Genomic DNA, 25,783 nt, shown 5'->3' on the forward strand with positions numbered 1-25,783 from the left:
GCGATGCCGTTCATCGACATCCGCCTCGCCGGCCCCGCGACGCGCGAGCAGAAGGCCGGGATCGTCGCCGACGTGACCGCCTCCATGGTCGCGCGCCTCGGCAAGCCCGCGGCGGCGGTGCAGGTGAACATCACCGAGCTGAGCCTCGAGAACTACGGCGCGGCCGGTCAGCTGATCGCCGACCGCGACGCCGCCAAGCCGAGGGAGGACGCTGATGCGGATGCCCCTCGATGAAACGCGACAGCTGAACAACCAACCTCGTCACCCCGGCCTCGAGCCGGGGTCCATGGGTCCGCGCGCGCTGTCGTGGCGGTTACAGGAGCGGCGGCAAGCCGATTGCCGGACCCAAGTCGTTCCAGTGCGGATTGGCGCGCTCGATCAGCTCGATCTTTCAGTCGCGGCATCAGCGTTTGATCCGTTTCTCCACGGCGATTGCGTCCATCATGCTGGCTGCAGTCTCGAACCAGACAAGCCGCTTGGCGCCGTACCGGTCGGTGAAGCCGGCATAGGCGCCTCCGCGATGCTGGACCACGCGAGCAACGAGGTCCGAGGTCACGCCGACATACAGCGTTCCATTGCACCCGCTGGCCATCATGTAGACGCATGGTTGTCCGTCCCACATGCGCCAGCTTGTGCAACTTGGATTCCGGCTCAAGGCCGGGGTGACGTTGCGGTGGGGACGGCGGCATGAACGACCGCACCTGCATTCTCAGCCGCGACTCGGGGCCGCGCGACGGACTTATCCGGCTCGCGATTTCGCCCGACGGCGCCGTGCTGCCGGACGTGCGGGCGCGCGCGCCGGGGCGGGGTGCGTGGATCGGTGTGTCGCGCGCGGAGCTGGATCAGGCGCACGCCAAGGGCAAGCTGAAGAGCGCACTCGCCCGCGCGTTCAAAGGCGCGGCGCTCACGATCCCCGATGATCTCGGCGCGCTGATCGCCAGCCAGCTCGAACGCGCGGCACTGGATCGGCTGGGGCTCGAGGCCAAGGCCGGGCACCTGCTGTTCGGCACCGACCGGATCGAGACGGCGGCGCGCAGCGGCAAGCTGCACCTGCTGCTCCACGCCTCCGACGCAGGCGCGGACGGGGCGGCGAAGCTCGCGCAGGCGTGGCGCGTCGGCTCCGATCGGGAAGGGTCGGGTGCACGGGGCTTGGTTTTGCCGGTGGACCGCACCATATTGTCCTTGGCGCTAGGCCGCGAAAATGTGGTACACGCCGGTTTGACGGACGCTCAGGCGGCCGAGCGGGTGCGCGCGGCGCTATCCCGCTGGCTGCATTTTATCGGACCCGCACCCGCCCCTGAACCTTGCGCCACGGCCGCGCAGGGCGCATCGGCAACTGACACACAGGCCGTCCCTGGGCGTGGGCCGGTCGACGAAGGAATTTGAAGAGGCGCATGAGCGATACCGACAATGACAAGCCGAAGCTGGGCATGCGCGCGCCGCTGGGGCTGAAGCGCACGGTGGAGACCGGCAAGGTCAAGCAGAGCTTCAGCCACGGCCGTTCTAACACGGTGGTGGTCGAAGTGAAGCGCCGCCGCGTGCTCGGGCCTAACGGTGCGCCCACCGATGCGCCGGTCCAGGAGGCTGCGCCCGCGCCGGCGCCCGCTCCGGTCGCGCCCATGCCGTCGCCGGCCCCGGCTGCGCGGCCGCTGAACGACGGGCTGACTGCGCAGGAGCGTCAGGCCAAGCTGCTGCGCGAGGCGGACGAGCAGCGCATGGCGGCGCTTGAGGACGCGCGTCGGCGGGACGAGCGGCTGGCCCGTGAGGCGAGCGAAGAGGAGCGTCGCCGCTCCGCCGAGCGCGCGGAGGCCGAGGCGGCCGCCGCGGCCGCGCCGCAGCCCGGGCCGACGCCGGCACCGGCTCCGGTTGCGCAGCCCGCGCCCGCGCCCGCTCCGGCACCAGTTCAGACGCCCGCACCTACTCCGACGCCGGCTCCCGCTCCCGCGGCGCCGATCGAGCTGCGCGCCGATCCGAACCGCCCCGCGCCGCGCCGCTTCACGCCCGTGCAGCGCCCTGAGATCCCGAAGCCGGTCGAGAAGCCGGCGCCTGCGCCGGCACCGACCGCGGCTGCCGCCCAGCCGGCGGCGTCGTCCGGTGGCGCGAGCGCGCCCCGCAGCCTGCCGTCGGGCGTCGCCACGCCGCGCAACGCGGTTCCGGCGCGTCCCCAGCAGCGCGACCGCAAGGGCGACGAGCGCCGCGGCGGCAAGCTGACCGTCAATCGGGCGCTGTCCGACGATGGCGGCGCGCGTGCCCGCAGCCTCGCCGCGCTGAAGCGTGCGCGCGAGAAGGAGAAGCGCGGCTTCGGTGGCCCGCGCGAGGCGCAGGCCAAGCAGGTCCGCGACGTCCAGGTGCCGGAGGCGATCACCGTTCAGGAGCTCGCCAACCGCATGGCGGAAAAGGGCGCCGACCTGGTCAAGACGCTGTTCAAGATGGGTATGCCCGTCACCATGACGCAGACCATCGACCAGGACACGGCCGAGCTGCTGGTCACCGAGTTCGGCCACAACATCGTCCGCGTGAGCGACTCGGACGTCGACCTGGCGCTCGACACGAGCGAGGACTCGGCGGACACGCTCAAGCCACGTGCGCCGGTCGTGACCATCATGGGCCACGTCGATCACGGCAAGACCAGCCTGCTCGATGCGCTCCGCGGCACGGACGTGGTGAAGGGCGAGGCCGGCGGCATCACCCAGCACATCGGTGCGTATCAGGTGACGCTGAAGGACAAGTCGCAGATCACCTTCCTCGACACGCCCGGCCACGAGGCGTTTACGGAGATGCGTGCACGCGGGGCGAACGTCACCGACATCGTCGTGCTGGTGGCGGCGGCGGACGACAATCTGATGCCTCAGACGATCGAGGCCATCAACCACACCAAGGCGGCCGGCGTGCCGATGATCGTCGCGATCAACAAGGTCGACAAGCCGGAGGCGAACCCCCAGCGCATCCGCGAGCGTCTGCTCGAGCACGAGGTGGTGGTCGAGGAAATGGGCGGCGACACCCAGAATGTGGAGGTGTCCGCGCTCAAAAAGACGGGCCTCGACGAGCTGGTCGAGAAGATCCAGATCCAGGCCGAGCTGCTCGAGCTCGCCGCCAACCCGGATCGTCCGGCCGAGGGGTCGGTGATCGAGGCCAAGCTCGACAAGGGTCGCGGCCCGGTTGCGACCGTGCTGGTCCAGCGCGGCACCCTGAAGGTCGGCGACGTGTTCGTGGTCGGCGCGGAGAGCGGCAAGGTCCGCGCGCTGGTCGACGACAAGGGTCGCCAGATCAAGCAGGCCGGCCCGTCGACTCCGGTCGAGGTGCTCGGCCTGTCAGGCGTGCCGTCGGCGGGCGATCCGCTGCAGGTGGTGGAGAACGAGGCGCGCGCCCGCGAGGTCGCGGAATATCGCGCCGGCGTGATCCAGCAGAAGCGCACCACCAATGCGCCGGCCAGCCTGGAGAGCATGTTCTCCGCGCTTAAGGCGAACCAGGCGATCGAGTATCCGCTGGTCGTCAAGGCGGACACGCAGGGCTCGGTCGAGGCGATCGTCGCGTCGATCAACAAGATTTCGACCGACCTCATCCGGGCACGCGTGCTCCACTCGGGTGTCGGCGGCATCACCGAAAGCGACGTGACGCTCGCGGCCGCGTCGGGGGCGCCGATCATCGGCTTCCACGTGCGTGCGAATGCCAAGGCACGCGAGATCGCCGAGCGCGGCAAGGTGGCGCTGAAGTACTACGACGTCATCTACGACCTGCTGGACGAGATCCGCGCCGGTATGGCGGGCGAGCTCGGGCCGGAGGCGTTCGAGACGGTGGTCGGCCGCGCCGAGATCCGCGAGGTCTTCTCGGCGGGCAAGCACGGCAAGGCCGCGGGTCTGCTCGTTACCGAAGGCGTCATCCGCAAGGCGCTCAAGGCGCGCATCACGCGCAACGACGTCATCATCTACAACGGTGAGATCGCGTCGCTGCGCCGCTTCAAGGACGACGTGGCCGAGGTCCGTGCGGGTCTGGAGTGCGGTGTGACGTTCACGCAGAACTTTACCGACATCAAGGCCGGCGACTACCTCGAGACCTTCGAGGTCGAGATGCGCGAGCGCACGCTTTGACGGACGGCGGGCGGGACGATCGTCTCGCCCGCGGTCTCCGCCGGCGCGGGATGGCGGCCGGGGCGTGGCTCGTCATCGGGCTGACGGCGATTTTCGCCGGTACGTGGTGGCTGGGGCAGGCCGGGATCTTCGTCGCGCTCGCGGTCGCCTTTGCCGGGTTCGTGATCGTGATGGAGGCGGTGGTCGCCGTGTGGGGCCTGCGGGCACGGGGTCTGCCCGCGCTCCTGCTGGTCGGGCCGATGCTGCTGGCGATCGTCGCCACGCTGGTGCTGCTCAACCCGGTGCTGCGCCAGGCGCATGTCATGCCCTCCCGCCAGCTGCTCGCGCGCGAACGGGCGTCGTTCGACGCGGTTGCGAGCGGCGCGGCGATTACCATGCCGGGCGTGCTCGCGGTGGAGCGGCGCGACGGCGCGGTGCGGTTCCTGACGCAGAACGGGATGCTCGGCGCGTCGCGAGCGGTCGTCTTCGATCCGTCGGACCGGCTGGCCGGCGCCAACGGCTGGGCCGGAGGCCGGATCAGTCCCGCGGCCGCGAAACTGTTCTACGACGTCCGCTGGTGTTACCGGCTGGACGTGCACTGGTACCACTGCCACTTCGGTTGACCATGAAGAGCGACACGCCCGAGAAGTCCGTTCGCACGCTGCGCGTCGGCGAGCAGGTGCGCCACATTCTGTCCGAGATCCTGCAGCGCGGCGACGTGCATGACGAGGTACTCGCCAGCCACCTAGTCAGCGTTACCGAGGTTCGGATGTCACCCGACCTGCGCCACGCCACCGTGTTCGTAAAGCCGCTGCTGGGCAAGGACGAGGAGGCGGTGCTGAAGGCGCTGCGCACCAACACCGCCTACCTACAGCGCGAGGTCGCACACCGCATCAAGATGAAGTACGCGGCCAAGCTGAAGTTCCTGGCGGACGAGAGCTTCGACGAAGGCAGCCACATTGACGCTCTGCTGCGCTCGGAAAGCGTCGCGCGCGACCTCGACGGCGGAGGGTAAGAGCTGGGCCGAACATCGTCGGTCAGCGCGCTTCGATCATCAGCAGACGGCTATTTAAGGCAGAACCGTTCGTCCTGAGTAGCCATTGAGCTTGCCGAAATGGCGTATCGAAGGACTGTCCCAAGTGCTTCGATACGCGTCTTCGGCTTCGCTCAGCCGCTACTCAGCACGAACGATTGAGGCTTAGGCTCGCACGAGTTCGTTCAGGTGTCGAACATCGCCGTATAGCGAGGGTCTCATTCGGGCGCTAGCGGTGACCACCCATCACCGTCACTTCGTGCTTGCGCCAGCAGGCGCTCGATCGCTTCATCCGGTGTTCCGCCGGCCGCAATCCACGCCGGCGGCTCCGCTCAGAAAGACGCTGCCATAACGTCGTCCGCGCCCGGCCCATGTTCCCACAGCCAAACAATTCTGCTGAGTTCTTCAAACGGCCGATCAGCCTCGGCGACTGTCCACCACGCACCGCTGCTATACGTGCCGTTGTACCGATCTTCGCAGACTAGGAGCGGATGGATCGCCGCAGGAATGGGCGTGGACATAGCCGCAAAGATACGCTTCTGAGCCTGATGGCCAAGCTCTACTTCTACTACGCCAGCATGAATGCGGGGAAGTCGACCAACCTGTTGCAGGCGGACTTCAACTACCGCGAGCGGGGCATGCGGACGATGTTGTTCACGGCCGCGATCGACGATCGATTCGCCGCGCGCACGATCGCGTCGCGGATCGGGCTGGTGGCGCCGGCCACCGCCTTTGACGCGACGACCGACCTCTACGGCTGTGTCGAGCAGGAGCACGCGCGCGGCACTCTCGGGTGCGTACTCGTCGATGAAGCGCAGTTCCTGAGCGAGGCTCAGGTCGATCAGCTCGCCGCGGTGGCAGACACGCTCGGAGTGCCCGTGCTCGCCTATGGCCTGCGGACCGACTTCCGTGCCGCACTGTTCCCGGGCTCGGCGCGACTGCTGGCGCTCGCCGATGCGCTGCTCGAGATCAAGTCGGTGTGCCTATGCGGGCGCAAGGCCACCATGAACGCGCGGGTCGGGGCGGACGGCCGCGCGGTCAGCGCCGGTGCGCAGACCGAGATCGGCGGCAACGACCGCTATGTCGCACTGTGCCGTCGCCACTTCACGGAAGCGCTCGCCGGAACGCTGCTGCTCGGCGCCGGTTCAACCAGGATCGAACAGGAGGCTCTGCCATGAAGATGCTTGTCGCCGTTCTCGTGCTGGCTGCGACGCCTGCCGCCGCGTCGGTCCAGAGCGAACGCAGGGCAAGCGGTGAAACCACCATCCCGCTGAACCGGTCCGGCGGCATTCGCAGCTATGTCGTCGACCACGGCGACCATCGGATCGTCCATATGCAGGACCAGCGCCAGCGCTGGTACCGAGTCACGCTGTCGGGCGAATGCCTGCCCGCCGACGGCCAGGCGGCGCTGATCACCCGGACCCGCTTCGATAGCCGCCTCGATCGTCAGTCCACCGTCGCGTCGAACCGCTATCCCGGGCGTGTGTGCGGGATCGACAGCATCGTCCATGCGGCACCGCCGCCGGGTACGCCGGGGGCGGCGCGCCGCCCGTGAGCGCCACCGCATGAGTGCCGACGGCCTGCCGTGGCGGATCGCATCCTGGCTGATCCCGCTGGTAGTCGCGATCGTGTTCCACGAGGTCGCGCACGGTTGGGTCGCGCGCGCCTTCGGCGATCCGACCGCGGCGCGGCTGGGGCGGCTTAGCCTCAATCCCATCCGTCACGTCGATCCGATCGGCACCGTCGCCCTGCCGCTGCTGCTCGCGGTGACCGGCGCGCCGGTGTTCGGTTGGGCGAAGCCGGTACCGGTCGTGGCGCGGCGGCTGCGTCACCCGCGTGTTCAGATGATGCTCGTCGCGCTCGCCGGGCCGGGGATCAATCTGGCGCTCGCAGCGGTCACGGTGCTGCTGCTGGCCCAGATCGGCGGCGGCGAGCCGCCGGGCGGGGTCGCCGGGCAATTCGTGCTGGCCAACCTGTTCAACTTCCTGCTGATCAACGTCTTTCTCGCGATCTTCAACCTGATCCCGCTGCCGCCGTTCGACGGCGGCCATGTCGTGGAGGGGCTGCTGCCGCGCAGCGCGGTGCCGGCGTGGCAGCGGCTGGCGCGCTTCGCCTTTCCGATCCTGATCCTGCTGCTGCTCGTCATTCCGATGCTCGCGCCGCAGCTGAACGTGGTCGGGCGAGTGGTGGCGCCGATCGCCTGGACCGTGATCCGAACGCTGCTGGGGGCGGTCGGGCTCGCCTGAGATGCACGGCTGGCTGATCCTCGACAAGCCGCTCGGGCTCGGCTCGACCGACGCCGTGTCGGCCGTCAAGCGCGCGCTGCGCTCCGGCGGCTACGGCAAGCTGAAGGTCGGTCACGGCGGCACGCTCGATCCGCTCGCGAGCGGCGTGCTCCCAGTCGCGCTGGGAGAGGCGACCAAGCTCGCCGGGCGCATGCTCGACAGCGACAAGGTGTACGACTTCACGGTCCGCTTCGGCGTGCAGACCGACACGCTCGACGCCGAGGGGCGGGTGGTGGGGACAAGCGACGTGCGGCCGAACGCCGCCGAGCTAGCGGCGGTGCTGCCGCGCTTCACCGGCCCGATCGCGCAGGTGCCGCCGGCGTTCTCGGCGCTTAAGGTCGATGGCAAGCGCGCCTATGATCTGGCGAGGGCGGGCGAGGAAGTGGTGCTCGCGGCGCGGGATGTGTCGGTGCACGCGCTCGAAATCCTTTCCGAGCTTGGCTCGGGGAGGGGGACCAGCGGAGCTGGTGGAGGGGCAGAGCCGCAGGCGGCGCGCTCACCCCCCCACCACTCGCTTCGCGAGCAGTCCCCCTCTCCAAGCAAGCTTGAGCAGGTTCTGCACGACGTGACCCTTACTGCAAACGTCTCGAAGGGCACCTACATTCGCAGCCTCGCGCGCGACATCGCGCTCGCGCTCGGGACGGTCGGTCATGTGACCATGCTGCGGCGGACCAGGGCCGGGCCGTTCGACCTCGCGCAGGCGATATCGCTGGACAATCTAGCGGAAAGCGGTAAGGCGCGCACCCTTGAACACCTACTCCTGCCGCTGAGGGCGGGGCTGGACGACATCCCGGCTCTCGCGCTCGATCCCGACCAGGCAGGGGCGCTCCGTCAGGGGCGAGTGCTGGGCGGGATTGCCGGAACCGATGGCCTCCGCTTCGCGATCCTGGGCGACACGCCCGTTGCGCTGGTGGAGGTGGTGGGCGGAGACGCCCGCGTCGTTCGCGGCTTCAATCTGTGAACCGATGTCGAGGACGAAGATAGCATGTCGATTACCGCTGAGCGCCGCCAGGAGCTCATCAAGGACCACGCCCGCAGCGAGGGCGACACCGGTTCCACCGAGGTCCAGGTCGCGATCCTGACCGAGCGCATCCGCAACCTGACGGAGCACTTCAAGGGCCACGCGAAGGACAACCACTCGCGGCGCGGCCTGCTGATGATGGTCAACAAGCGGCGCTCGCTGCTCGACTATCTCCGCAAGTCGGATGGCGACCGCTATCTGGCGCTGATCGCGAAACTCGGTCTTCGCAAATAACACTCAAGGGCGCCTTCGGGCGCCCTTGTCGTATTCGGGGTCGCGCAATTCGGCGTTGACCCCGCAGACGGACCATCCGTCGCATCAGGCTGCAAGGGCAGCCCTCAATGGCCCCCCACGCATTGGGCGCGGGGAGTGAAGGAAATAGAATGTTCGACAAGAAGACTGTATCGATCGAGTGGGGCGGCAAGACGCTGACGCTCGAGACGGGCAAGGTTGCCCGCCAGGCCGACGGCGCGGTGATCGCGACGCTCGGCGAAACCGTGGTGCTGTGCGCGGTGACTGCCGCCCGCACCGTCAAGGAAGGGCAGGACTTCTTCCCGCTTACCGTCCACTACCAGGAGAAGTTCTCCGCGAGCGGCCGCATTCCCGGCGGCTTCTTCAAGCGCGAGCGCGGCGCGACGGAGAAGGAGACGCTGGTCTCCCGCCTCATCGACCGCCCGATCCGCCCGCTCTTCCCGGAGGGCTTCTACAACGAGATCAACGCGATCTGTCAGGTCCTGTCGTACGACGGCGAGAACGAGCCGGACATCCTGGCGATGGTCGCGGCGTCGGCCGCGCTCACCATCTCGGGCGTGCCGTTCATGGGTCCGATCGGTGCGGCGCGCGTCGGCTACAAGGACGGCGAGTACCAGCTGAATCCGACCGACGCGATGGTGGCCGAGGGTGATCTGGACCTGGTCGTCGCGGCGACCCAGGACGCGGTCATGATGGTCGAGTCCGAGGCCAAGGAGCTGACCGAGGAGGTCATGCTCGGCGCCGTGATGTTCGCGCACAAGGCGTCGCAGGACGTGATCGGCGCCATCATCAAGCTGGCCGAGCAGTCGGCCAAGGATCCGTGGGAGCTCGCCCCCGTTGCCGACAAGTCGGCGCAGATGAAGGCGCTGCGCGATGCGATCGGCAGCGACCTGCAGGCCGCCTACAAGATCACGTCAAAGGCCGACCGTCAGAACGCGGTCAACGCCGCCCGCGCCAAGGCGCGCGAGGCGTTCGCGGACCTGAAGGAAAGCGATCCCGCTCAGTACCTCGGCACGCTGAAGCTCGTGAAGAAGCTGGAGGCGGAGATCGTCCGCGGCCAGATCCTGAACGAGGGTGTCCGTATCGATGGCCGCGACACCAAGACGGTGCGCCCGATCGAGGCGGAAGTACACTTCCTGCCGCGCGCGCACGGTTCGGCGCTGTTCACCCGTGGTGAGACCCAGACGATCGCCACGACGACGCTGGGCACCCGCGACAGCGAGCAGATGATCGATGGGCTGACGGGCCTCAGCTATCAGCACTTCATGCTGCACTACAACTTCCCGCCCTATTCGGTGGGCGAGGTCGGCCGCTTCGGCGCGCCGGGCCGCCGCGAGGTGGGTCATGGGAAGCTTGCCTGGCGCGCGCTGCACCCGGTGCTGCCGACCAAGGAGGAGTTCCCCTACACCATCCGCGTCACCAGCGACATCACGGAGAGCAACGGCTCGTCCTCGATGGCGACGGTTTGCGGCGGGTCGCTCAGCATGATGGACGCGGGCGTGCCGCTGAAGCGTCCGGTGTCGGGCATCGCGATGGGCCTGATCCTGGAAGGCGACAAGTTCGCCGTCCTGTCCGACATCCTGGGTGACGAGGATCACCTGGGCGACATGGACTTCAAGGTGGCGGGCACGTCGGAGGGCATCACGTCGCTCCAGATGGACATCAAGATCGCCGGCATCACCGAGGAGATCATGAAGGTCGCGCTGGCACAGGCGCATGACGGCCGCGCGCACATCCTGGGCGAGATGGCGAAGGCGCTGGGCGAGACCCGCTCCGAACTGTCGGCGCACGCGCCGCGGATCGAGACCTTCTCCATCGACAAGTCCAAGATCCGCGAAGTGATCGGCACCGGCGGCAAGGTGATCCGCGAGATCGTCGCCACCACGGGCGCCAAGGTCGACATCGACGACGAAGGCGTGATCAAGGTGTCGTCGTCGGACCCGAAGCAGATCGAGGCCGCGGTGAACTGGATCAAGGGCCTGGTCGAGGAGGCCGAGGTCGGCAAGGTCTACACCGGCAAGGTCGTCAACCTGGTCGATTTCGGCGCGTTCGTGAACTTCATGGGCGGCAAGGACGGGCTGGTCCACGTCTCCGAGATCCGCAACGAGCGGGTCGAGAAGGTGTCGGACGTCCTTAGCGAAGGCCAGGAGGTCAAGGTCAAGGTCCTGGAGATCGATCCGCGCGGCAAGGTCCGCCTGTCGATGCGCGTCGTCGATCAGGAGACCGGCGCCGAGCTGGAGGACACCCGTCCGGCGCGCGAGCCGCGCGAGAGCGGCGATCGTGGACCGCGCGGTGACCGCGGTCCCCGTCGCGACGGCGGCGGTGACCGTGGTCCGCGTGGCGAGGGTGGCGGTCGTGACCGCGGGCCCCGTCGCGATGGCGGCGGCGACCGTGGCCCGCGTTCGGGCGATCGCGGTCCTCGCCGCGAGCGCTCCGAGAGCAAGGACGACGGCCCCGAGCCCGAGTTCGCACCGGCGTTCCTGACCGGCGACAAGGATTGATCCTTGCAGCCTTGAGGGGTTGAAGAGGGGCCTGGCAGCGATGCCGGGCCCCTTTTCTGTGCGGATTAGGTGCTCGCGCGGACGCCAACGCTACTGGCAACCCGCCAATACCCTCTCCCGGTCACCCCGGCGAAGGCCGGGGTCCGGCTGCGATGCCGTTGCCACGGCGCGCTCCCTCACGCGCCGGGGTGACGCAGGTGGAACAAGGGCTTGCCCTCACGACCCCGATCGGGTCCGATGCCACGCATGCGCGCGCTCTTACCCCTGGTGGTCCTCGTAGCACCCGCCGCCGCCCAGCAGCCGCCGCAGGTCGGCGACCGCTACGAGCTGATCCGCAGCTACACAACCGAGAGCCGCACTGGCGCCACCGGCCGGTCGAGCGCGCGAGGCAGCGACACGATCGAGGAGCGAGTGACCGCGGTCACGCCGGAGGGCGTCGAGCTTGTGTATGACCTGCCCGCCGGTGCCGATGCAGCGGCACGCGCGCGGACGTGGGAACTGCCGGCGCGGGTCCGGCGTGGTCGCAACGGCACGCTCACGCTGATGAACGCCGGCGAGCTGGAGCAGCGGCTTACCACGTGGCTGACCGCGGCGAAGATGGATCGGTCGATGTGCGGCAAGCTGATCTTTACCTGGAACGCGTTTCGAATCGAATGCGATCCGCAGTCGGTGCTGGCGGAGATCGCGAGCTACGATCCCGCCGACGCACTGCCGATTGATGGCACCGACTTCAGCGATCCCGATGCGCTCGCTCCCGTGCCGCTCGTGGCGCAGGCGGACGGCCGGAGCCTCGTCGCGACGCTCGCTCCCGACCCCGTCAAGGTGCGGCGCGCCCGCGCCGAGACGGACATGGCCGTCGCCGAAATCACGCAAGCGCCGATCAGCCTCGACGCCGCGCTTGCCGCGCACGCGCGCGATCAGGTGGCGGGAACGATCACCGTCACGCTGCAGCGCGGCGCAGGCGGGGCGATCACCCGCCGAACCCGCGTCGAAACGCTGACGATCACCGCCGCCGACGGCACGGTCGAGCGCAGTAGCGGCACCCGCACGCGCGAGCGGCGCCCGCTGCCAGCGGAGCCGGCTGCGTGAGGACGCTGCTGCTCTTCATCCTCGCGGTCGCGACGCCCGCCGCCGCGCAGACGCTGCCTGCCGGGCTCCAGTCGCGAGTCGCCGCCGTCGCTACAAGCGACCGGGGCGAGATCGGGGTCAGCGCGCTCGACCTCACCACCGGCGCGCGGCTGGCGGTGAAAGGGGACACGCGCTTTCCGATGGCAAGCGCGGTGAAGGTCGCGATCGCCGCGACCTATCTGGCCGGGGTGGACGAGGGGCGCTGGCAGCTGTCTACCATGTACCCGCTCGACGAGGCGATGCGGGTGCGGTCTGACGGGATCACCGACACGCTGCCGCACGCGGGCGTGGCGCTGTCGGGCGCGAACCTGATCGAACTGTCGCTGACGGTCAGCGACAACACCGCGACCGACATGCTGCTGAAAGTGGTCGGCGGGCCGGCGGCGGTGACCAAGTGGCTGCAAGGGCAGGGGATCAGCGGCCAGCGCGTCGACCGGACGATCGCGCGGTTGCTGATCGACGCGAGCGGGCACACGCCCGATTCGGCACTCGCGGACGGGCCAGCGCTCGCGACCTTCATGCCGGTCGAGCCGTGGCGGACCGACGACGAGAAGTGGCCGGTCAGCGCCGCATTCGACGCCGACCCGCGTGACAGCTCGACGCCCGACGCGATGGTGGCACTGCTCGCGCGGCTGCACGACGGCAAGGCGCTGAAGCCTGCCTCCACCCGCTTCCTGTTCGACGTGCTCGCGCGGACGAAGACGGGGGCGAAGCGGGTCAAGGCGCTGCTGCCCGCGGGGACCAGATGGGCGCACAAGACGGGGACGCTGCCCGGCATCTCCAACGACGTCGGCGTGCTGACGTTGCCGAACGGGCATAAGGTGGCGGTTGCGGTGCTGTCGCACGGCATCGCCGATCCGGTCGCGCGCGACGCCAAGCTGGCGGAGATCGGGCGCATCCTGTTCGACGGCTTCCAGCTGCAGCGGTGAGGGCGCGTCCGCGCGCCGCCAGTCCGGCGCGCTTGTTGCAGCATTGCGCGTCGAGTGCGAAATTAAGCGCCTGGCATGAGGGAGGTTGAGGTGCTTGCGTCACCCCTGGCTTGGTTCCTGTTGATTGCCGCTCAGCAAGTTCCCGCCGTACCGGGCGGCTGCTCCGAGCCGGCCGACCAGCACGTTGGCGAGCCCGGCTGCTTTCTTACGACTGAAGTGCGGCTTGGGCCGGCATCGTCGACGCTCTACTGGCACATCATCCGCGCCGACAGCGAGGCGACGGCGCGAGCGCTGGCAAAGCGCGCCAGGTGGCAGGTGGTGGTGAAGGCGCACGGGCGCTGGTGGCTCTACGTTCTTTCCCCAGCCCGAACGGTGCCGGGAGTGTTCTCGCACCACGTTGCCGGCCCGTTCGTGCTCCCTGCCGGACCTTCATTCACGGCCCGTTTCATGGAGTCCTGGTTCCCGCCAGGCATGCGTACGCGGGTCCACAGCCACTCCGGACCAGAGGCCTTCTACGTTGTGGAGGGAGAGCAGTGCACCGAAACACCCAAAGAGCGGCGGCTCATCCGGCCGGGTGAGAGCTACACGGTCGCCGGCGGCGCGCACCTGCAGGCGGCGCCGAAAGGCCGGCGGAGCCTCGTCCTGATCCTGGCGCCCGACGGGGAGCCATGGATGCGGCTGGCGAACGACTGGACCGGAAGCGACTTCTGCCGCTGACACGAATCGCTACTCCCGATACCCCGCGTCCATCCGGTCGAGCTTGCGCAGCAGCGCCGGCCACGCGAGGCGCTGGGCGAGCAGCCCCATCCCCGCGGGGGCGGACTGGACCGCGACCTTCTCCGGCGTGCCCTCGGGCGGGGGCGTGAGCCCGTCGATCCCGGCGGCGAGCATCTTGACCTGCGCCTCGCACGCGCGCTCCAGAAAATAGAGGCGGACGAAGCAGGCCGCGACGCTGTTGCCCACCGTCAGCGTGCCGTGATTGCGCAGGATCATGGCGTTCTTCTGGCCCAGGTCTGCGACGAGGCGGTCGCGCTCCTCCAGGTCGGTCGCGATCCCCTCATAGTCGTGGTAGGCGACGTCGCCGCCCGCGATCATCGCCGTTTGCGTGTGCGGGAGCAGCCCGCACGCCATCGCCGACACGGCCTGCCCATCGGGCGTGTGGAGGTGCATGACCGCGTGCGCGTCCTCGCGCGCCATGTGGATCGCGGAGTGGATCACGAACCCCGCCGGGTTGACCGGGTGTGCGGTCGCGCCGACCGGGCGCCCATCGACGTCGATCTTGACCAGGCTCGACGCCGTGATCTCCTCGAACATCATGTCATAGGGATTGATGAGGAAATGGTGCTCGGGGCCCGGCACCCGGGCCGACAGGTGCGTGAAGATCAGGTCGTCCCAGCCGTACAGCGCCACCAGCCGGTATGCCGCGGCCAGGTTGACGCGAGTCTGCCACTCCTCAGCGGTCATTCCGGGCGCGGGCGCGCTCGCAAGCGTTGCCATGTGCCTCTCCTCTGTTTTGCCGGGAGGCTAGGGCGGGGGGCGAGTCGGCGCAAGCCGCGGAACTGCCGCGCCGCTCATCCGCTTGGGGTGGCGAAGCCATCACGGGAGATGCTGCATGGAAGACGATCGGGTCTGGGCGTTCGAGGAGAGCCTGTGGACGGGCGACGCCGCCAACTACCACGAGAAGATGGATGACGAGTGCGTCGTGGTGGTGCCGCAGCCGCCCTATGTGATGACAGGCGAGCAGGCCAAGGACGCGGTGTCGGACACGCCGCGCTGGGAGTCGGCGGAGTTCTCGGACACGCAGATCATGCGCCCGCAAGAGGGACTGATCGTGATCGGCTATCACGTTGCCGCGAAGCGCTCCGACGAGGCGTACGAGGCGCACTGCACCTCCGTCTACCGGCGACTGGAACATGAGGTGTGGCGCGTGGTGCAGCACCAGCAGACGCCGAAGCTGACGTCTGGCGGGGCATAAGTTCCCTCCTCCGTCACCCCGGCCCTGAGCCGGGGTCCCGCTTCTGCTGCTTGCGGATTGAGGAAGCGAGACCCCGGATCAAGTCCGAGGTGACGAGCAGGGATACCGTCATGCCAGCGCAGGCTGGCATTTATGCCTCTATCGGTGGAAGGCTACGGCGCCCCAATCTGCGACAGAGATGGACCCCGGCCTTCGCCGGGGCGGCGTCTCTGAGTAAGGAAAGGTCCGGGGGGTTCTGTTGCTCGGCCCCCCCGGCGGCCGCCGGTATCCGCTTCTGTTGCCCGGTGCGGTCCAACCGCGCTATTTTGGTGTAACGTCAGGCCGTTAGGCCCTCAGTTACGCCGCAATCGCGAGTGCTTCGTTATCGTTGGCACTTGTGTAATGGGCCGTTGCGGTGGTCCCATTCCGAGCGAAAGACAGCGCTTTTCAACACACGTCGATCCTGGTTCGGCCCCGTCAACATCCGCCGGCGAGGGCGGTTGATGGTGGAGCCGCCGGGTACTGCCCCCGGGTCCGCTGCATCTATTGCACGCAATCCTTTATCGCCATAGCCGGCGAACCGGCTTCTCAGACATAGGCACGCTTGCGGCGCTTTCCAAGCGTCGAAACGCCTTCCCTCCGCCACAAAGCGGGTGCATGGGACCGCCATCCATGTTGACTCAGCGTTCCCGCTATGCGCTCCGCGCGATGCTGTACCTGGCGACCCAGCCGCCGGGCGGTCCACCGGTGCCGATGAATCGCATCGCGACGGCGGTGCGCGTGCCCCGCAAGTTCCTGGAGCTGATCCTCGCCGACCTGCGCGAGGCGCAGTTCCTCCACTCGCACCGCGGCAAGGCGGGCGGGTACCTGCTGGCGCGGCCGGCGCACCTGATCTCGCTAGGTGAAATCATCCGGGTCATCGAGGGACCGCTGGCGCTGGTGCCGTGCGTCAGCCGCACCGCCTACCGCCCGTGCGGCGACTGCCACGACGAGGCGACCTGCGCGATCCGCCACGCCATGGCGCGCGTCCGCGACGAGACCGCACGCATCCTCGACGGCACCAGCCTGGCCGATGCGACCGCGGAGGAACTCGCGGCGGCCTGACCGGCCTCGGCCAGGTGACGGCCAAGTAGATTACGCCGTCTTCCCCGACCGAATCTCATCCCTGATTTCGCGCAGCAGCGTGATGTCGGCGGGCTCGACTGCCGCCGGCGCGTCGGGCTTCGGCAGGATGCGGCTGACGACGCGCAGCAGCAGGAAGATGATGAAGGCGACGATCACAAAATTCACCGCCTGGGTGATGAACTCGCCATAGCCGAGCAGCGGGACGCCCGCCTTCTTGAGCGCGGCATAGTCGGATGACCCTTGCAGGTTCGCCGGTACGTCGCCCAGCACCAGGAAGTAGCTGGAGAAATCGAGCCCGCCGAAGATGCGGCCGATCACCGGCATCAGCACGTCCTCCGTCAGCGAGGTCACTATTTTTCCGAATGCCGCGCCGATGATCACCGCGACCGCCAGGTCGAGCACGTTGCCGCGCATGATGAACGCCTTGAATTCATTGAGCATCGCTCGCCCTCCCTGATGAGCGCGACAGAACGCCATTGTGCCCCCGGCCGCTGCGATTACATGATGTCGCCGCAAGGGTTGGAGGACAAGCCAGATGATGTTCCGTGCTGCTTTCATTGCGGGTGCCGCGCTGACCCTGTCGGCGTGCGGGCTGAACAGCGTGCCGACGGCCGAGGAGAATGCCAAGGCACGCTGGGCCGACGTGCAGAACCAATATCAGCGCCGAGCGGACCTGATCCCGAACCTGGTCGCAACCGTCCGCGCGGCGGGCGCGCAGGAGAAGGACATCCTTACGCAAGTCACGCAGGCGCGCGCGTCGGCGAACCAGGTGCAGGTGTCCGCGGACGACCTGACCGACCCCAACAAGATGGCGGCGTACCAGCGGGCGCAGGCGGGTGTCACCCTGTCGCTCCAGCGCCTGCAGGAGGCCTATCCGGAGCTGCGCAGCCAGGCGAACTACACCACGCTGATGAGCCAGCTGGAAGGGACGGAGAACCGCGTCACCATCGCGCGCAACGACTACAACCAGGCGGTGCAGGCGTACAACACCCGCATCCGCACCTTCCCCGACGCGGTCGGCGCGCGCATCTTCTACGGCGCGAAGCCGCTGACCCCGTTCCAGGCGACCACGCCGGGCGCGGAGACGGCGCCGTCGGTCGCGGCGGCGTTCGGGAACGGCAGCTGACCGTGCTCGCCCGCCTTTTTCTGGCGCTCGCGCTGCTTCTCGGCAGTGCGGCGCCGGCGGCGGCGCAACAGTTCCCCAAATTCACCGGCTTCGTCGTCGACGACGCCGACGTGCTGCCGCCGGACGTGGAAGCATCGCTGACGCAGAAGCTCGACGCGCTCCAGCGCGATAGCAAGCGGCAGTTCGTCGTCGCGACGATCCGCGACACCCAGGGCTACCCGCTCGAGGAATATGGCTACAAGCTGGGGCGGGCGTGGGGCGTCGGACTGGCCAATGCGGATAATGGCGCGATCCTGTTCGTCGCCCCGAACAATCCCGCCGGCCAGCGCGGGCCGCGGATCGAGGTCGGACGCGGGCTCGAACCGATCCTGACCGATGCGCTCTCCAGCGTAATCATCAACGAGCAGATGATGCCGCGGCTGCGCGCCGGTGAGGTGCCGCAGGCAATGGAGGCGGGTGCCGATGCAGTGATCGCGCAACTCCGCGCCGCCCCCGAGGAGGCGCAGGCCAAGGTCGACGCGGCGGTCAAAGAGTTCGACCGAAAGACCACCACGCGCCAGCGTCGCAGTGGCGGCGGCGGGTTCCCGATCGCGCTCGTCTTCTTCGGCATGATCTTCCTGTTCGTGATCCTGTCCATGGGTCGGCGTGGCGGACGCGGGCGGCGCTATCGTGGCGATGACAGCGGTGTGTTGCCGATCGTGCTGTGGAGCATCGCCAACGAGATCGGCCGTGAGGCGAGCCGCGGCAGCGGCGGCGGCAGTTGGGGCGGCTTCGGCGGCGGCGGTGGTGGCGGCGGTTGGGGCGGCGGCGGCTTCACCGGCGGCGGTGGCGGATCGTTCGGCGGCGGCGGCGCGTCGGGGAGCTGGTGAGATGCGGCTGAGCGCAGAGGACCATGCCAAGGTGACCGCGGCCGTCACCGCGGCGGAGGCGCAGACAGACGGCGAGATCGTCACGGTCGTTGCGGCTTCATCCGACAAGTACCACGACGCCGCGCTGCACTGGAGCGTGCTCGCCATGCTGCTGGTGCTGACGTTGCTGGCGGTCTTTCCCGTCATCGCCGACGCGATCCACCACGCGCTGACCGGCGGGTGGGATCAAGCGACCAGCGGCGCGACCTATTACACCATCGCGGTCGTCCTGCTCGCGATCACGTTCCTCCTCACCCGCCTGCTGTTCGCGCCTGTTGCGGTGCGCATGGTGCTGACGCCGGCTGCGACCAAGACGCGGCGGGTGCGGGCCAAGGCGCTGCAGCTGTTCCGCACCGGCGCGGAGAAGCGCACGGTGGCGGCGACCGGCGTGCTGCTCTACCTGAGCCTCGCCGAGCACCGCGCCGAGCTGATCGCCGACGCCGCGATCCATGGCAAGGTCAGCGAGGACGTGTGGGGCCACGCCATGGCGGCGCTGATCGCGGGGGTTAAGGACGGGCGGCCGGGTGATGGACTCGCGGCGGCGGTGGCGGAGATCGGCGTCGTCCTCGCCGAGCACTTTCCGAGGAGCGAGGGCGACACGAACGAGCTGCCCGACCGGCTGATCGAGCTGTGAGCGACGCACCCGACGAGGTGATGTGGGCGGGCAAGTACCTGGCCGCCAAGCGCTGCGGGCCGTGGGAGTATGCCACGCGCCAGGGTGACGGCCGCGCGGCGGTGCTGCTCGCGATCGACGACGAGGACCACGTCCTCCTGGTCGATCAGTACCGCGTGCCGCTCGGCCGCCGTTCGCTCGAGCTGCCCGCCGGGCTGGTCGGCGACGACGTGGCGGATGAGGGCGTGGAGGCAGCGGCCGCCCGCGAGCTGGAGGAGGAGACCGGCTACCGCGCCTCGCGGCTCGACATCATCGGCGACTTCGCCTCCTCGCCCGGCATGACCAGCGAAACCTTTACGCTGGTGCGTGCGAGCGGGCTGACCCGGGTCGGTGACGGCGGCGGCGTGGCGGGCGAGGGGATCACCGTGCACCGGGTGCCGGTGAGCGAGGTAGCGGCCTATGTCGCGGAGCGGCGCGCGGAGGGGTTTGCGATCGACGTTCGGATCCTGGTGCTGCTGGGGACTCTGGTCCTACCCACTACCGTTCGTCCTGAGTAGCCGCTGAGCTTGTCGAAGTGGCGTATCGAAGGACAGGTGCTTCGATACGAGCCTTTGCCTACGCTCAGTCTCTACTCAGCACGAACGGTTTGGGTGGGTGTCAGAACGGCGCTGTGCGCCTCAGCGAAAGTTATCCGCGTACGCCTGCAGCTTCAGCTTGCGCTCCGGGGCCGGCACCACGTGATAGGCGATGCCTTCCTTCTTCGCATATGCCTCTGCCGCCTCAAGCGTCGGGAAGTTGAGGCGGAGCTGGTTGCGGGTGTCGTTCGATCCGGCCCAGCCGGTCAGCGGATCGGCGTGGGGTGCGGTCGCCTGCTCGAATTCCAGCACCCACCGATCGGTGCGGGCGCGGCCGGACTGCATGGCGCTCTTGGGACGCTGGTAGATGCGGGCCTGGGTCATGGCCCCTCCCTTATCGTGACTTTCCGGTGCGTGCATCCGCCTTTTTCGTGCGCAGCGTCGGGAGTGCGGCGGCCGGATCGTCGGGCCAGGGATGGCGCGGGTAGCGGCCGCGCATCTCCTTGGCGACCGCGCCCCAGCTGCCCGCCCAGAAGCCGGGCAGGTCGCGGGTCGTCTGGATCGGCCGGCCGGCGGGTGAGGTGAGGCTGAGGACGAGCGGCAGGCGCTGCGTGCCGACAGTCGGGTGTTCCGACAGGCCGTAGAGCGACTGCACGCGCAGCTCGACGCGGGGGCCGCTTTCCGCGCCATACTCGATGGGGTGCGAGGAGCCGGCGGGCGTCTCGAACCGTGCCGGGGCGAGGCGGTTGAGCTGCTGCAGCGCGTCCCAGCCGAGCAGACCCTCCAGCGCGCCGGTCAGTCCCTCGACCGCGTCGAGCCGGCGCTTGGCCGTGAGCAGCGGCAGTAGCCAGGTGTCGAGGCTCGCCAGCAGCGCTTCGTCCCCGAGCGCGTCGATGCCGGCGAAGGCGGCGCGGGTGCGCAGCGCCGTCGCGTTCTCCGACCAGGGTAGCAGCGCGAGGCCGTGCGCGCGCACGCCCTCCAGCAGCGCGCCTTCCACTTCGGCGCGGGCCGAGTCGGCGGCAGGTCCGCTCGCCAGCCGGAGGGCGCCGAGCCGGGTCTCCCGCGCCGCGCTCACCCCGCCGGTCGCGGGATCGAAGCTGACGTGGCGGCAAGTCTCGATGCGGTCGCCGAACAGCGCCTCGATCGTCGCACGTTCGATCGGCACGGCGGACAGGATGCGCGCGCCTGCCGCGACACCGCCCGTTTCGGCTACGGCCAGCCACTCGGCGCGGGCGAGCGGGGAGGTGGGGTCGAGCCGGAAGCCGCGGCCGCCGACCGAGGCCCAGTGCTCGCCTGACGGGTCACGGCGGCGGGCGATCCGGTCGGGGAAGGCGAGCGCAACGCAGGTGGCGAGCGCGTCGTCCTGCGGCTGGTCCGGTGCCTTGGCGACCAGTCCACGCCAGCGCGCCGCCAGCCGACGCGCGCCCTCTGCCCGCTGCCCGCGCTCGCTCCGCCAGCGTCGTAGGCGGAGTTCCAGATCGGCATCGTTGCCGCCGAGCCCGCGCTCACTCAGCAGCACGGCGACCTCCGACGCCACGCCCGCCAGCCCGCGCTCGCCGGCACGCAGCATCATATGGGCGAGCCGCGGCGGCAGCGGAAGTGCGGCCATGGCGCGGCCGTGGGCGGTCGGCCGGCCGTCGGCGTCGATCGCCTCCAGCGTGAGCAGACGTGCCCGCGCCTCCTTCACCGCGGCGTCGGGCGGCGGATCGATCCAGCGCAGATTCCGCGGATCAGTGACGCCCCACAGCGCGCAGGACAGCGTCAGTGCCGACAGGTCGGCCTCCAGGATCTCGGGCGGGTCGAAGCGCGGCAGGCCGGCGGTCGCGGCCTCTTCCCACAAGCGGTAGGCGACACCCGGACCCTGGCGCGCGGCACGGCCAGCGCGCTGGGTCACCGCCGCCTGGCTCGCGCGCTCGGTCACCAGCCGGGTCATGCCGGCGGCGCGATCGTAGCGCGGGCGGCGCGCAAGCCCGGAGTCGATCACCACCCGGATGCCGTCGAGCGTCAGCGACGTTTCGGCGATCGAGGTCGCGAGCACGACCTTGCGGGTGTCCGACGGCGCGATCGCGGCGCGCTGCGCGGCGGGGTCGAGCTGACCGTGGAGGCGGTGGAGGGCGATATCGGGAACCTCGCCGAGCGCGTCGGCCGTGCGCTCGATTTCCGCGACGCCGGGCAGAAAGGCGAGCACGCCGCCCGGCTCCTCGCGCAGCGCGGTGCGGATCGCGGCGGCGACGCTCGCCTCGATCCGCGCGTCGGCGGCGCGGCTGAGATAGCGCAGGGTGAGCGGATGCGAGCGGCCCTCGCTCTCGATTATCGGCGCGTCGCCCATCAGCGCGGCGAAACGCCCGCCGTCAAGCGTCGCCGACATGGCGACGAGGCGCAGGTCGGGGCGGAGCGCGACGGCGGCATCGAGTGCTAGCGCGAGGCCGAAGTCGGAATCGAGGCTGCGCTCATGCACCTCGTCGAACAGCACCGCCGATACGCCCGCGAGTTCCGGATCGGCCTGGATGCGGTTGACGAAGATGCCCTCGGTCACCACCGTTACGCGGGTTTGCGCCGAGCGCTTGCTGTCGAGCCGGGTGGCGTAGCCGAAGGTGCCGCCGACGCTGTCGCCCGCCAGCGCCGCCATCCGCTCGGCCGCGGCGCGCGCCGCCAGGCGGCGGGGGGAGAGGAGCAGCACCTCGCCGGTACACCAGTCCTCGCCGAGCAGCGCGGGCGCGACCGCCGTGGTCTTGCCCGCGCCCGGCGGCGCGACCAGCACGGCGGTGGGTCGATCGCGCAAGTGCGCGAGCAGCTCAGGCAGGACGGCGTGGATGGGCAGGTCGCTCACGCCGGAGCCGTTGGCACAGCACCTCGTCCGGCGAAAGACGGGAACCAAGCGCCCGCGTCCGCCATTGAGCCTCCCGACAACCGGCGCACGCCAGCGCCGCGAGGAGACGGATAATGATCAAGACCCTTATTGCCGGCGGCGCGCTCGCGCTCGCCGCTCCGGTGCTCGCGCAGACGATGACGCCGAGCTCGCCGACCAGCCCGTCGACGACCACCACGCCGGGTACCCAGTCCACCACGACCAGCCCTTCGACCACCTCCGACGTGCCCTCGGCCACCAGCGCCCCGTCGACGACGACGTCGCGCACGACGCCGCAGTCGCGCCGCCGCTCGACCACGACGCCGAGCACGTCGCCGACGCCGTCCACGACGCCGACTCCGATGAGCACGCCGGCTCCGGGCATGGATCCGATGACCGGCACCACGGGCACGACCGGCACCGTTCCCGGCCTGACCAGCCCGTCGACCCCGACCACCACGCCGACGCCGTCCACGACGCCGATGCGGTGAGCCGACCGTTCCCATCGGGAAGCATGACAAGCTGATAAAGGGGCAGTCGCCGCGGCGGCTGTCCCTTATCGCTCTATCGCCAGCCGAAGGTAAGGTCCGATCAGACCTCAGCCGACGCGGTGCTCCACCCCAGCCGCGGGATCGTGATTGAGCGCCGACCCGACAGGTCGATCCGGGTCACGATGATGTCGCGGCTCTCCATATAGCCGAGCATCCGCCGCGCGCGGCCGAGTGACGTGGTTCCATAGGCGCGGGCGATCGCCTCGTCGCCCGGTGCGGGGGCGCCCTCCCGCGCGGCCCTGGCGATCAGCAGGAATGCCCCCACCATCTCGTCGGGCAGTGCGCCGGCCGCCGCCATCGCCTCCGCCCAGTCGCCGTCCACGCCCTCGTAGATGCCGGCCCGGGCCGCTGCCAGCCGCCGCGCGAAGGCGGACGGATCGAGCGGCGGCTTCTTCACGCCCGCCATTCGGCAGCGGACGGCGAAGTCCTGGTGCAGCACCGCGGCGGGGCGCGTGGTCGATTCCGGATCCTCGGCGATCCCGCGCAGCGCGTCTGCGACGACGATGTCGACGTCGGGCGCGTCCGGCTCGGGAAAGTCAAAGCCGTTGGGGTTCGGCTGTGGGCCGAGATCGCGCAGCACCTCTGCCGCGGGCGGTGGCGGCGGGGGTGGTGCGTAGAGCGGCACAGACTGCTCCACTTCCGCCAGCAGCAGGTCGCGCGCGTCCCCTCCCACGGCACTGGGCAGCGGCACCAGCTTCGGGCTCGACGAGCGCGCGGAGGTCGCGACCGCGCCGATCCGGATCGTCACGGGACGGCGGGCGATCGCGGGGCCGAGCCCCAAGAAGGTGCCGCGCGCGAGATCGCGGATCGTCTCCGCCTGGCGCCGCTCCATGCCGAGCAGGTCGGCCGCACGCGCCATGTCGATGTCGAGAAAGGTCCGTCCCATCAGGAAGTTGGACGCTTCCGCCGCGACGTTCTTGCTGAGCTTGGCCAGCCGCTGGGTCGCGATCACGCCGGCAAGGCCGCGCTTGCGCCCGCGTGACATCAGGTTGGCCATCGCGCCCAGACAGGTGCGGCGCACCTCCTCCGCCACTTCCGCGCCGCCCGAGGGCGCGAAGATCTGCGCCTCGTCGATCACCACCAATGCGGGGTACCAGTGCTCGCGCGGCGCGTCGAACAGGCCGGAGAGGAAGGCGGTAGCTGAGCGCATCTGTCCTTCCATCTCCAGCCCCTCCAGGCTCAGCACGACGGAGGTGCGATGCTCCCGCGCGCGGCCGGCGAAACGGGTGAGCTCGGCAGCGGAATAGTCGACCGCCTCGATCGCGACATGGCCGTGGGCGTCGCCGAGCGTCACGAAGTCGCCTTCCGGATCGATCACCACCTGCTGCACCTGCGCGGCGCTCCCCTCCAGCAGGCGGCGAAGCAGGTGCGACTTGCCCGAGCCCGAATTGCCCTGGACGAGCAGGCGGGTAGCGAGCAGCTCCTCCAGGTCGAGCGTGACCGCGCGGCCGGTGCCGTCCAGCCCCATGTCGACGGCAAAGGTCACCGTGGATCAGTACGCGCGGGCGATCGCGAACTCGACCGCCTCGACCATCGCGTCCTTGGCCGCGCCGCCGGCGAACGGCCCGATCGCGTCCACGGCACGCTGGCCATAGTGGCGTGCGCGGGCGAGCGTGTCGTCGAGCGCGCGAGTGTCGCGGATGCGCGCCACCGCCTCGGCGAAGTCGGCGTCGCTGTCGCGGCGACCCTCCACCGCGTCCTTCCAGAACCGACGGCCTTCCGCATCGGCGCGGGCGTGGGCCAGGATGATCGGGAGCGTGACCTTGCCCTCGCGGAAGTCGTCGCCCGCGTCCTTCCCCATCGTGCCCGCGTCCGAGACATAGTCGAGCGCGTCGTCGACCAGCTGGAACGCCACGCCCAGGTTGCGGCCGTAGGCGTCGAGCGAAGCTTCCTCCGCCTCCGGCCGCTCCGCCACGACGGCGGCGATCCTGCAAGCGGCGGCGAAGAGCGCGGCGGTCTTGGCGCCGATGATGTCGAGATAGCGCTGCTCGTCCAGGTCGATGCGGCGAACGGCGGTCAGCTGGTTGACCTCTCCCTCCGCGATCACGGCGGAGGCGTTGGAGAGGATCTTCAGCACCTTCAAGGAGCCGTCCTCCACCATCAGCTCGAAGGAACGGCTGAACAGGAAGTCGCCAACCAGCACGCTCGCCGGATTGCCCCAGATGATGTTGGCGGTGCGACGGCCGCGGCGCAGGTCGGAGCTATCGACAACATCGTCGTGGAGCAGGGTCGCGGTGTGGATGAACTCAACCGCGGCGGCGAGGCGGTGGTGCCGCGTGCCCGAGTAGTCGAGCAGCCGCGCGCTCGCGAGCGTCAGCATCGGCCGCATCCGCTTGCCCCCGCCCGCGATCAGGTGACCGGCGAGCTCGGGGATCAGCGGGATGTCCGACTGCATCCGCGCGAGGATGGTCTGGTTGACCAGGTTCATGTCATGCGCGGTGAGCGCCAGCATCGGATCGAGCGAGGGCGTGCGGGACGCGCCCAGGCGGTGGAGGGTGGCACTCATGCTGCAGCGGCAAATGGCGGCGGGGGTCGGGAAAGGCAAGCCTTGCGCCGCGCAAGAGACCCTTGCAAAGCGTACCCCATGGCCGACCCGATCCTGGAGCGCTACCGCCAGAGCATCGACAACATCGATGCGGCACTTGTGTTCATGCTGGCCGAGCGGTTCAAGGTGACGCAGGCCGTCGGGCGCTACAAGGCGGATGCCGCGCTGCCCCCGGCCGATCCGGGCCGCGAGGAGGCGCAGATCGCGCGGCTTCGCGCGCTCGCCGAGGCGGCCGAGCTCGACCCCGAGTTCTCGGAAAAGTTCCTGCGCTTCATCATCGATGAGGTGATCCGCCACCACGAGCGGGCGCGCGGCGAGTAGC

The 25,783-nt window shown here is 69.5% G+C and carries 28 protein-coding genes, 1 other RNA gene and 1 pseudogene; 21 read left to right on the forward strand and 9 right to left on the reverse strand.

From position 1 onward, the window contains the following. Positions 1 to 3: 3 nt before the first annotated feature. A complete protein-coding gene (locus CRO12_RS07730) occupies positions 4 to 234 on the forward strand; it encodes a tautomerase family protein (protein WP_097063501.1) in 231 nt (76 codons plus the stop codon). Positions 235 to 313: 79 nt separating this feature from the next. On the opposite strand, the pseudogene CRO12_RS07735 reads toward CRO12_RS07730, so the two are convergent. Continuing rightward, positions 314 to 622 (reverse strand): annotated as a pseudogene (locus CRO12_RS07735) (GIY-YIG nuclease family protein). A gap of 65 nt (positions 623 to 687) precedes the next feature. On the opposite strand from CRO12_RS07735, the gene CRO12_RS07740 reads away from it, so the two are divergent. From CRO12_RS07740 to CRO12_RS07800, 13 genes are all read left to right on the forward strand, one after another. After that, entirely contained in the window at positions 688 to 1,386 is a 699-nt protein-coding gene (locus CRO12_RS07740; RefSeq protein WP_097063503.1) for a DUF448 domain-containing protein, read from the forward strand. A gap of 8 nt (positions 1,387 to 1,394) precedes the next feature. After that, positions 1,395 to 4,088, forward strand: a complete 2,694-nt coding sequence (gene infB, locus CRO12_RS07745) for a translation initiation factor IF-2 (protein WP_097063504.1) — start codon at positions 1,395 to 1,397, stop codon at positions 4,086 to 4,088. A gap of 50 nt (positions 4,089 to 4,138) precedes the next feature. Then, positions 4,139 to 4,690: a hypothetical protein gene (locus tag CRO12_RS07750; protein ID WP_097063505.1), complete on the forward strand. Its 552-nt coding sequence runs from the start codon at positions 4,139 to 4,141 to the stop codon at positions 4,688 to 4,690. Between the two features lie 2 nt (positions 4,691 to 4,692). Then, a complete protein-coding gene (rbfA, locus tag CRO12_RS07755) occupies positions 4,693 to 5,082 on the forward strand; it encodes a 30S ribosome-binding factor RbfA (protein ID WP_097063506.1) in 390 nt (129 codons plus the stop codon). Between the two features lie 566 nt (positions 5,083 to 5,648). Further along, the gene (locus CRO12_RS07760; RefSeq protein WP_097063507.1) at positions 5,649 to 6,278 is read left to right on the forward strand and encodes a thymidine kinase; all 630 of its coding nucleotides are present in this window, start codon (positions 5,649 to 5,651) and stop codon (positions 6,276 to 6,278) included. Continuing rightward, a complete protein-coding gene (locus tag CRO12_RS07765) occupies positions 6,275 to 6,655 on the forward strand; it encodes a hypothetical protein (RefSeq protein ID WP_097063508.1) in 381 nt (126 codons plus the stop codon). The genes CRO12_RS07760 and CRO12_RS07765 overlap by 4 nt, the downstream gene beginning before the upstream one ends. A gap of 10 nt (positions 6,656 to 6,665) precedes the next feature. Then, entirely contained in the window at positions 6,666 to 7,346 is a 681-nt protein-coding gene (locus tag CRO12_RS07770; protein WP_097063509.1) for a site-2 protease family protein, read from the forward strand. A gap of 1 nt (position 7,347) precedes the next feature. Further along, a complete protein-coding gene (truB, locus tag CRO12_RS07775) occupies positions 7,348 to 8,346 on the forward strand; it encodes a tRNA pseudouridine(55) synthase TruB (protein WP_097063510.1) in 999 nt (332 codons plus the stop codon). A 24-nt stretch (positions 8,347 to 8,370) separates the two neighbouring features. After that, entirely contained in the window at positions 8,371 to 8,640 is a 270-nt protein-coding gene (gene rpsO, locus CRO12_RS07780; RefSeq protein ID WP_097063511.1) for a 30S ribosomal protein S15, read from the forward strand. 149 nt (positions 8,641 to 8,789) lie between these two features. Next, entirely contained in the window at positions 8,790 to 11,159 is a 2,370-nt protein-coding gene (gene pnp, locus CRO12_RS07785; protein WP_097063512.1) for a polyribonucleotide nucleotidyltransferase, read from the forward strand. 267 nt (positions 11,160 to 11,426) lie between these two features. Beyond that, positions 11,427 to 12,248 (forward strand): hypothetical protein, encoded by an 822-nt coding sequence (locus tag CRO12_RS07790; RefSeq protein ID WP_179640925.1) that lies wholly within the window; start codon positions 11,427 to 11,429, stop codon positions 12,246 to 12,248. Then, positions 12,245 to 13,216, forward strand: a complete 972-nt coding sequence (bla, locus tag CRO12_RS07795; RefSeq protein WP_097063514.1) for a class A beta-lactamase — start codon at positions 12,245 to 12,247, stop codon at positions 13,214 to 13,216. The genes CRO12_RS07790 and bla overlap by 4 nt, the downstream gene beginning before the upstream one ends. 90 nt (positions 13,217 to 13,306) lie before the next feature. Further along, complete coding sequence (locus CRO12_RS07800; protein WP_179640926.1) at positions 13,307 to 13,933, forward strand: cupin domain-containing protein; 627 nt, start codon at positions 13,307 to 13,309, stop codon at positions 13,931 to 13,933. A gap of 9 nt (positions 13,934 to 13,942) precedes the next feature. Here the strand turns inward: CRO12_RS07800 and CRO12_RS07805 are convergent, their stop codons facing one another. Then, positions 13,943 to 14,713 (reverse strand): class II aldolase/adducin family protein, encoded by a 771-nt coding sequence (locus CRO12_RS07805; RefSeq protein ID WP_097063516.1) that lies wholly within the window; start codon positions 14,711 to 14,713, stop codon positions 13,943 to 13,945. Between the two features lie 115 nt (positions 14,714 to 14,828). On the opposite strand from CRO12_RS07805, the gene CRO12_RS07810 reads away from it, so the two are divergent. Next, complete coding sequence (locus tag CRO12_RS07810; RefSeq protein WP_097063517.1) at positions 14,829 to 15,191, forward strand: DUF4440 domain-containing protein; 363 nt, start codon at positions 14,829 to 14,831, stop codon at positions 15,189 to 15,191. A gap of 263 nt (positions 15,192 to 15,454) precedes the next feature. Here CRO12_RS07810 and ssrA read toward each other — a convergent pair. Then, positions 15,455 to 15,794: a transfer-messenger RNA gene (gene ssrA, locus CRO12_RS07815) on the reverse strand. A gap of 48 nt (positions 15,795 to 15,842) precedes the next feature. Between ssrA and CRO12_RS07820 the strand changes: the two genes are divergently transcribed. Then, on the forward strand, positions 15,843 to 16,274 hold the full coding sequence (locus tag CRO12_RS07820; RefSeq protein ID WP_097063518.1) for an RrF2 family transcriptional regulator: 432 nt from the start codon (positions 15,843 to 15,845) through the stop codon (positions 16,272 to 16,274). Between the two features lie 30 nt (positions 16,275 to 16,304). Here the strand turns inward: CRO12_RS07820 and mscL are convergent, their stop codons facing one another. Then, the gene (mscL, locus tag CRO12_RS07825) at positions 16,305 to 16,736 is read right to left on the reverse strand and encodes a large conductance mechanosensitive channel protein MscL (RefSeq protein WP_097063519.1); all 432 of its coding nucleotides are present in this window, start codon (positions 16,734 to 16,736) and stop codon (positions 16,305 to 16,307) included. 94 nt (positions 16,737 to 16,830) lie between these two features. Here mscL and CRO12_RS07830 point away from each other — a divergent pair, with 94 nt between their 5' ends. The 4 genes from CRO12_RS07830 to CRO12_RS07845 are packed head-to-tail and all read left to right on the forward strand — an operon-like array spanning position 16,831 to position 19,499. Further along, positions 16,831 to 17,421 (forward strand): LemA family protein, encoded by a 591-nt coding sequence (locus CRO12_RS07830; protein ID WP_097063520.1) that lies wholly within the window; start codon positions 16,831 to 16,833, stop codon positions 17,419 to 17,421. Continuing rightward, positions 17,418 to 18,290: a TPM domain-containing protein gene (locus CRO12_RS07835; protein ID WP_097064229.1), complete on the forward strand. Its 873-nt coding sequence runs from the start codon at positions 17,418 to 17,420 to the stop codon at positions 18,288 to 18,290. Before CRO12_RS07830 ends, CRO12_RS07835 begins: the two co-directional genes overlap by 4 nt. Position 18,291: 1 nt before the next feature. Beyond that, positions 18,292 to 18,963: a TPM domain-containing protein gene (locus CRO12_RS07840; protein WP_097063521.1), complete on the forward strand. Its 672-nt coding sequence runs from the start codon at positions 18,292 to 18,294 to the stop codon at positions 18,961 to 18,963. Positions 18,964 to 18,983: 20 nt separating this feature from the next. After that, positions 18,984 to 19,499 carry an NUDIX domain-containing protein gene (locus tag CRO12_RS07845; RefSeq protein WP_097064230.1) on the forward strand — a complete coding sequence of 172 codons (516 nt, stop codon included), beginning with the start codon at positions 18,984 to 18,986 and terminating at the stop codon, positions 19,497 to 19,499. Positions 19,500 to 19,619: 120 nt separating this feature from the next. On the opposite strand, the gene CRO12_RS07850 is transcribed toward CRO12_RS07845, so the two are convergent. The 5 genes from CRO12_RS07850 to CRO12_RS07870 form a co-directional block, all read right to left on the reverse strand. Next, positions 19,620 to 19,901 carry an ETC complex I subunit gene (locus CRO12_RS07850; RefSeq protein ID WP_097063522.1) on the reverse strand — a complete coding sequence of 94 codons (282 nt, stop codon included), beginning with the start codon at positions 19,899 to 19,901 and terminating at the stop codon, positions 19,620 to 19,622. 10 nt (positions 19,902 to 19,911) lie between these two features. Continuing rightward, positions 19,912 to 22,347: an ATP-dependent helicase HrpB gene (hrpB, locus tag CRO12_RS07855; RefSeq protein WP_097063523.1), complete on the reverse strand. Its 2,436-nt coding sequence runs from the start codon at positions 22,345 to 22,347 to the stop codon at positions 19,912 to 19,914. Then, positions 22,313 to 22,840: a hypothetical protein gene (locus CRO12_RS17950; protein ID WP_097063524.1), complete on the reverse strand. Its 528-nt coding sequence runs from the start codon at positions 22,838 to 22,840 to the stop codon at positions 22,313 to 22,315. The genes hrpB and CRO12_RS17950 overlap by 35 nt, the downstream gene beginning before the upstream one ends. Positions 22,841 to 22,956: 116 nt before the next feature. Further along, positions 22,957 to 24,402, reverse strand: a complete 1,446-nt coding sequence (locus tag CRO12_RS07865; RefSeq protein ID WP_097063525.1) for an ATP-binding protein — start codon at positions 24,400 to 24,402, stop codon at positions 22,957 to 22,959. A gap of 6 nt (positions 24,403 to 24,408) precedes the next feature. Then, complete coding sequence (locus CRO12_RS07870; protein WP_097063526.1) at positions 24,409 to 25,422, reverse strand: polyprenyl synthetase family protein; 1,014 nt, start codon at positions 25,420 to 25,422, stop codon at positions 24,409 to 24,411. 78 nt (positions 25,423 to 25,500) lie between these two features. Here CRO12_RS07870 and CRO12_RS07875 point away from each other — a divergent pair, with 78 nt between their 5' ends. Further along, entirely contained in the window at positions 25,501 to 25,782 is a 282-nt protein-coding gene (locus CRO12_RS07875; RefSeq protein WP_097063527.1) for a chorismate mutase, read from the forward strand. The last annotated feature ends 1 nt before the right edge of the window (position 25,783 follow it).

Source organism: Sphingomonas guangdongensis (assembly GCF_900199185.1).
Taxonomy (GTDB): domain Bacteria; phylum Pseudomonadota; class Alphaproteobacteria; order Sphingomonadales; family Sphingomonadaceae; genus Sphingomonas; species Sphingomonas guangdongensis.

Excerpts from the sequence above, each read along its gene's own strand:
- CRO12_RS07730 (WP_097063501.1), top strand. The coding sequence starts at position 4 with ATGCCGTTCATCGACATCCGCCTCGCCGGCCCCGCGACGCGCGAGCAG.
- CRO12_RS07740 (WP_097063503.1), top strand. The coding sequence starts at position 688 with ATGAACGACCGCACCTGCATTCTCAGCCGCGACTCGGGGCCGCGCGAC.
- infB (WP_097063504.1), top strand. The coding sequence starts at position 1,395 with ATGAGCGATACCGACAATGACAAGCCGAAGCTGGGCATGCGCGCGCCG.
- CRO12_RS07750 (WP_097063505.1), top strand. The coding sequence starts at position 4,139 with ATGGCGGCCGGGGCGTGGCTCGTCATCGGGCTGACGGCGATTTTCGCC.
- rbfA (WP_097063506.1), top strand. The coding sequence starts at position 4,693 with ATGAAGAGCGACACGCCCGAGAAGTCCGTTCGCACGCTGCGCGTCGGC.
- CRO12_RS07760 (WP_097063507.1), top strand. The coding sequence starts at position 5,649 with ATGGCCAAGCTCTACTTCTACTACGCCAGCATGAATGCGGGGAAGTCG.
- CRO12_RS07765 (WP_097063508.1), top strand. The coding sequence starts at position 6,275 with ATGAAGATGCTTGTCGCCGTTCTCGTGCTGGCTGCGACGCCTGCCGCC.
- CRO12_RS07770 (WP_097063509.1), top strand. The coding sequence starts at position 6,666 with ATGAGTGCCGACGGCCTGCCGTGGCGGATCGCATCCTGGCTGATCCCG.
- truB (WP_097063510.1), top strand. The coding sequence starts at position 7,348 with ATGCACGGCTGGCTGATCCTCGACAAGCCGCTCGGGCTCGGCTCGACC.
- rpsO (WP_097063511.1), top strand. The coding sequence starts at position 8,371 with ATGTCGATTACCGCTGAGCGCCGCCAGGAGCTCATCAAGGACCACGCC.
- pnp (WP_097063512.1), top strand. The coding sequence starts at position 8,790 with ATGTTCGACAAGAAGACTGTATCGATCGAGTGGGGCGGCAAGACGCTG.
- CRO12_RS07805 (WP_097063516.1), bottom strand. The coding sequence starts at position 14,713 with ATGGCAACGCTTGCGAGCGCGCCCGCGCCCGGAATGACCGCTGAGGAG.
- CRO12_RS07810 (WP_097063517.1), top strand. The coding sequence starts at position 14,829 with ATGGAAGACGATCGGGTCTGGGCGTTCGAGGAGAGCCTGTGGACGGGC.
- CRO12_RS07820 (WP_097063518.1), top strand. The coding sequence starts at position 15,843 with ATGTTGACTCAGCGTTCCCGCTATGCGCTCCGCGCGATGCTGTACCTG.
- mscL (WP_097063519.1), bottom strand. The coding sequence starts at position 16,736 with ATGCTCAATGAATTCAAGGCGTTCATCATGCGCGGCAACGTGCTCGAC.
- CRO12_RS07830 (WP_097063520.1), top strand. The coding sequence starts at position 16,831 with ATGATGTTCCGTGCTGCTTTCATTGCGGGTGCCGCGCTGACCCTGTCG.
- CRO12_RS07840 (WP_097063521.1), top strand. The coding sequence starts at position 18,292 with ATGCGGCTGAGCGCAGAGGACCATGCCAAGGTGACCGCGGCCGTCACC.
- CRO12_RS07845 (WP_097064230.1), top strand. The coding sequence starts at position 18,984 with ATGTGGGCGGGCAAGTACCTGGCCGCCAAGCGCTGCGGGCCGTGGGAG.
- CRO12_RS07850 (WP_097063522.1), bottom strand. The coding sequence starts at position 19,901 with ATGACCCAGGCCCGCATCTACCAGCGTCCCAAGAGCGCCATGCAGTCC.
- CRO12_RS07870 (WP_097063526.1), bottom strand. The coding sequence starts at position 25,422 with ATGAGTGCCACCCTCCACCGCCTGGGCGCGTCCCGCACGCCCTCGCTC.
- CRO12_RS07875 (WP_097063527.1), top strand. The coding sequence starts at position 25,501 with ATGGCCGACCCGATCCTGGAGCGCTACCGCCAGAGCATCGACAACATC.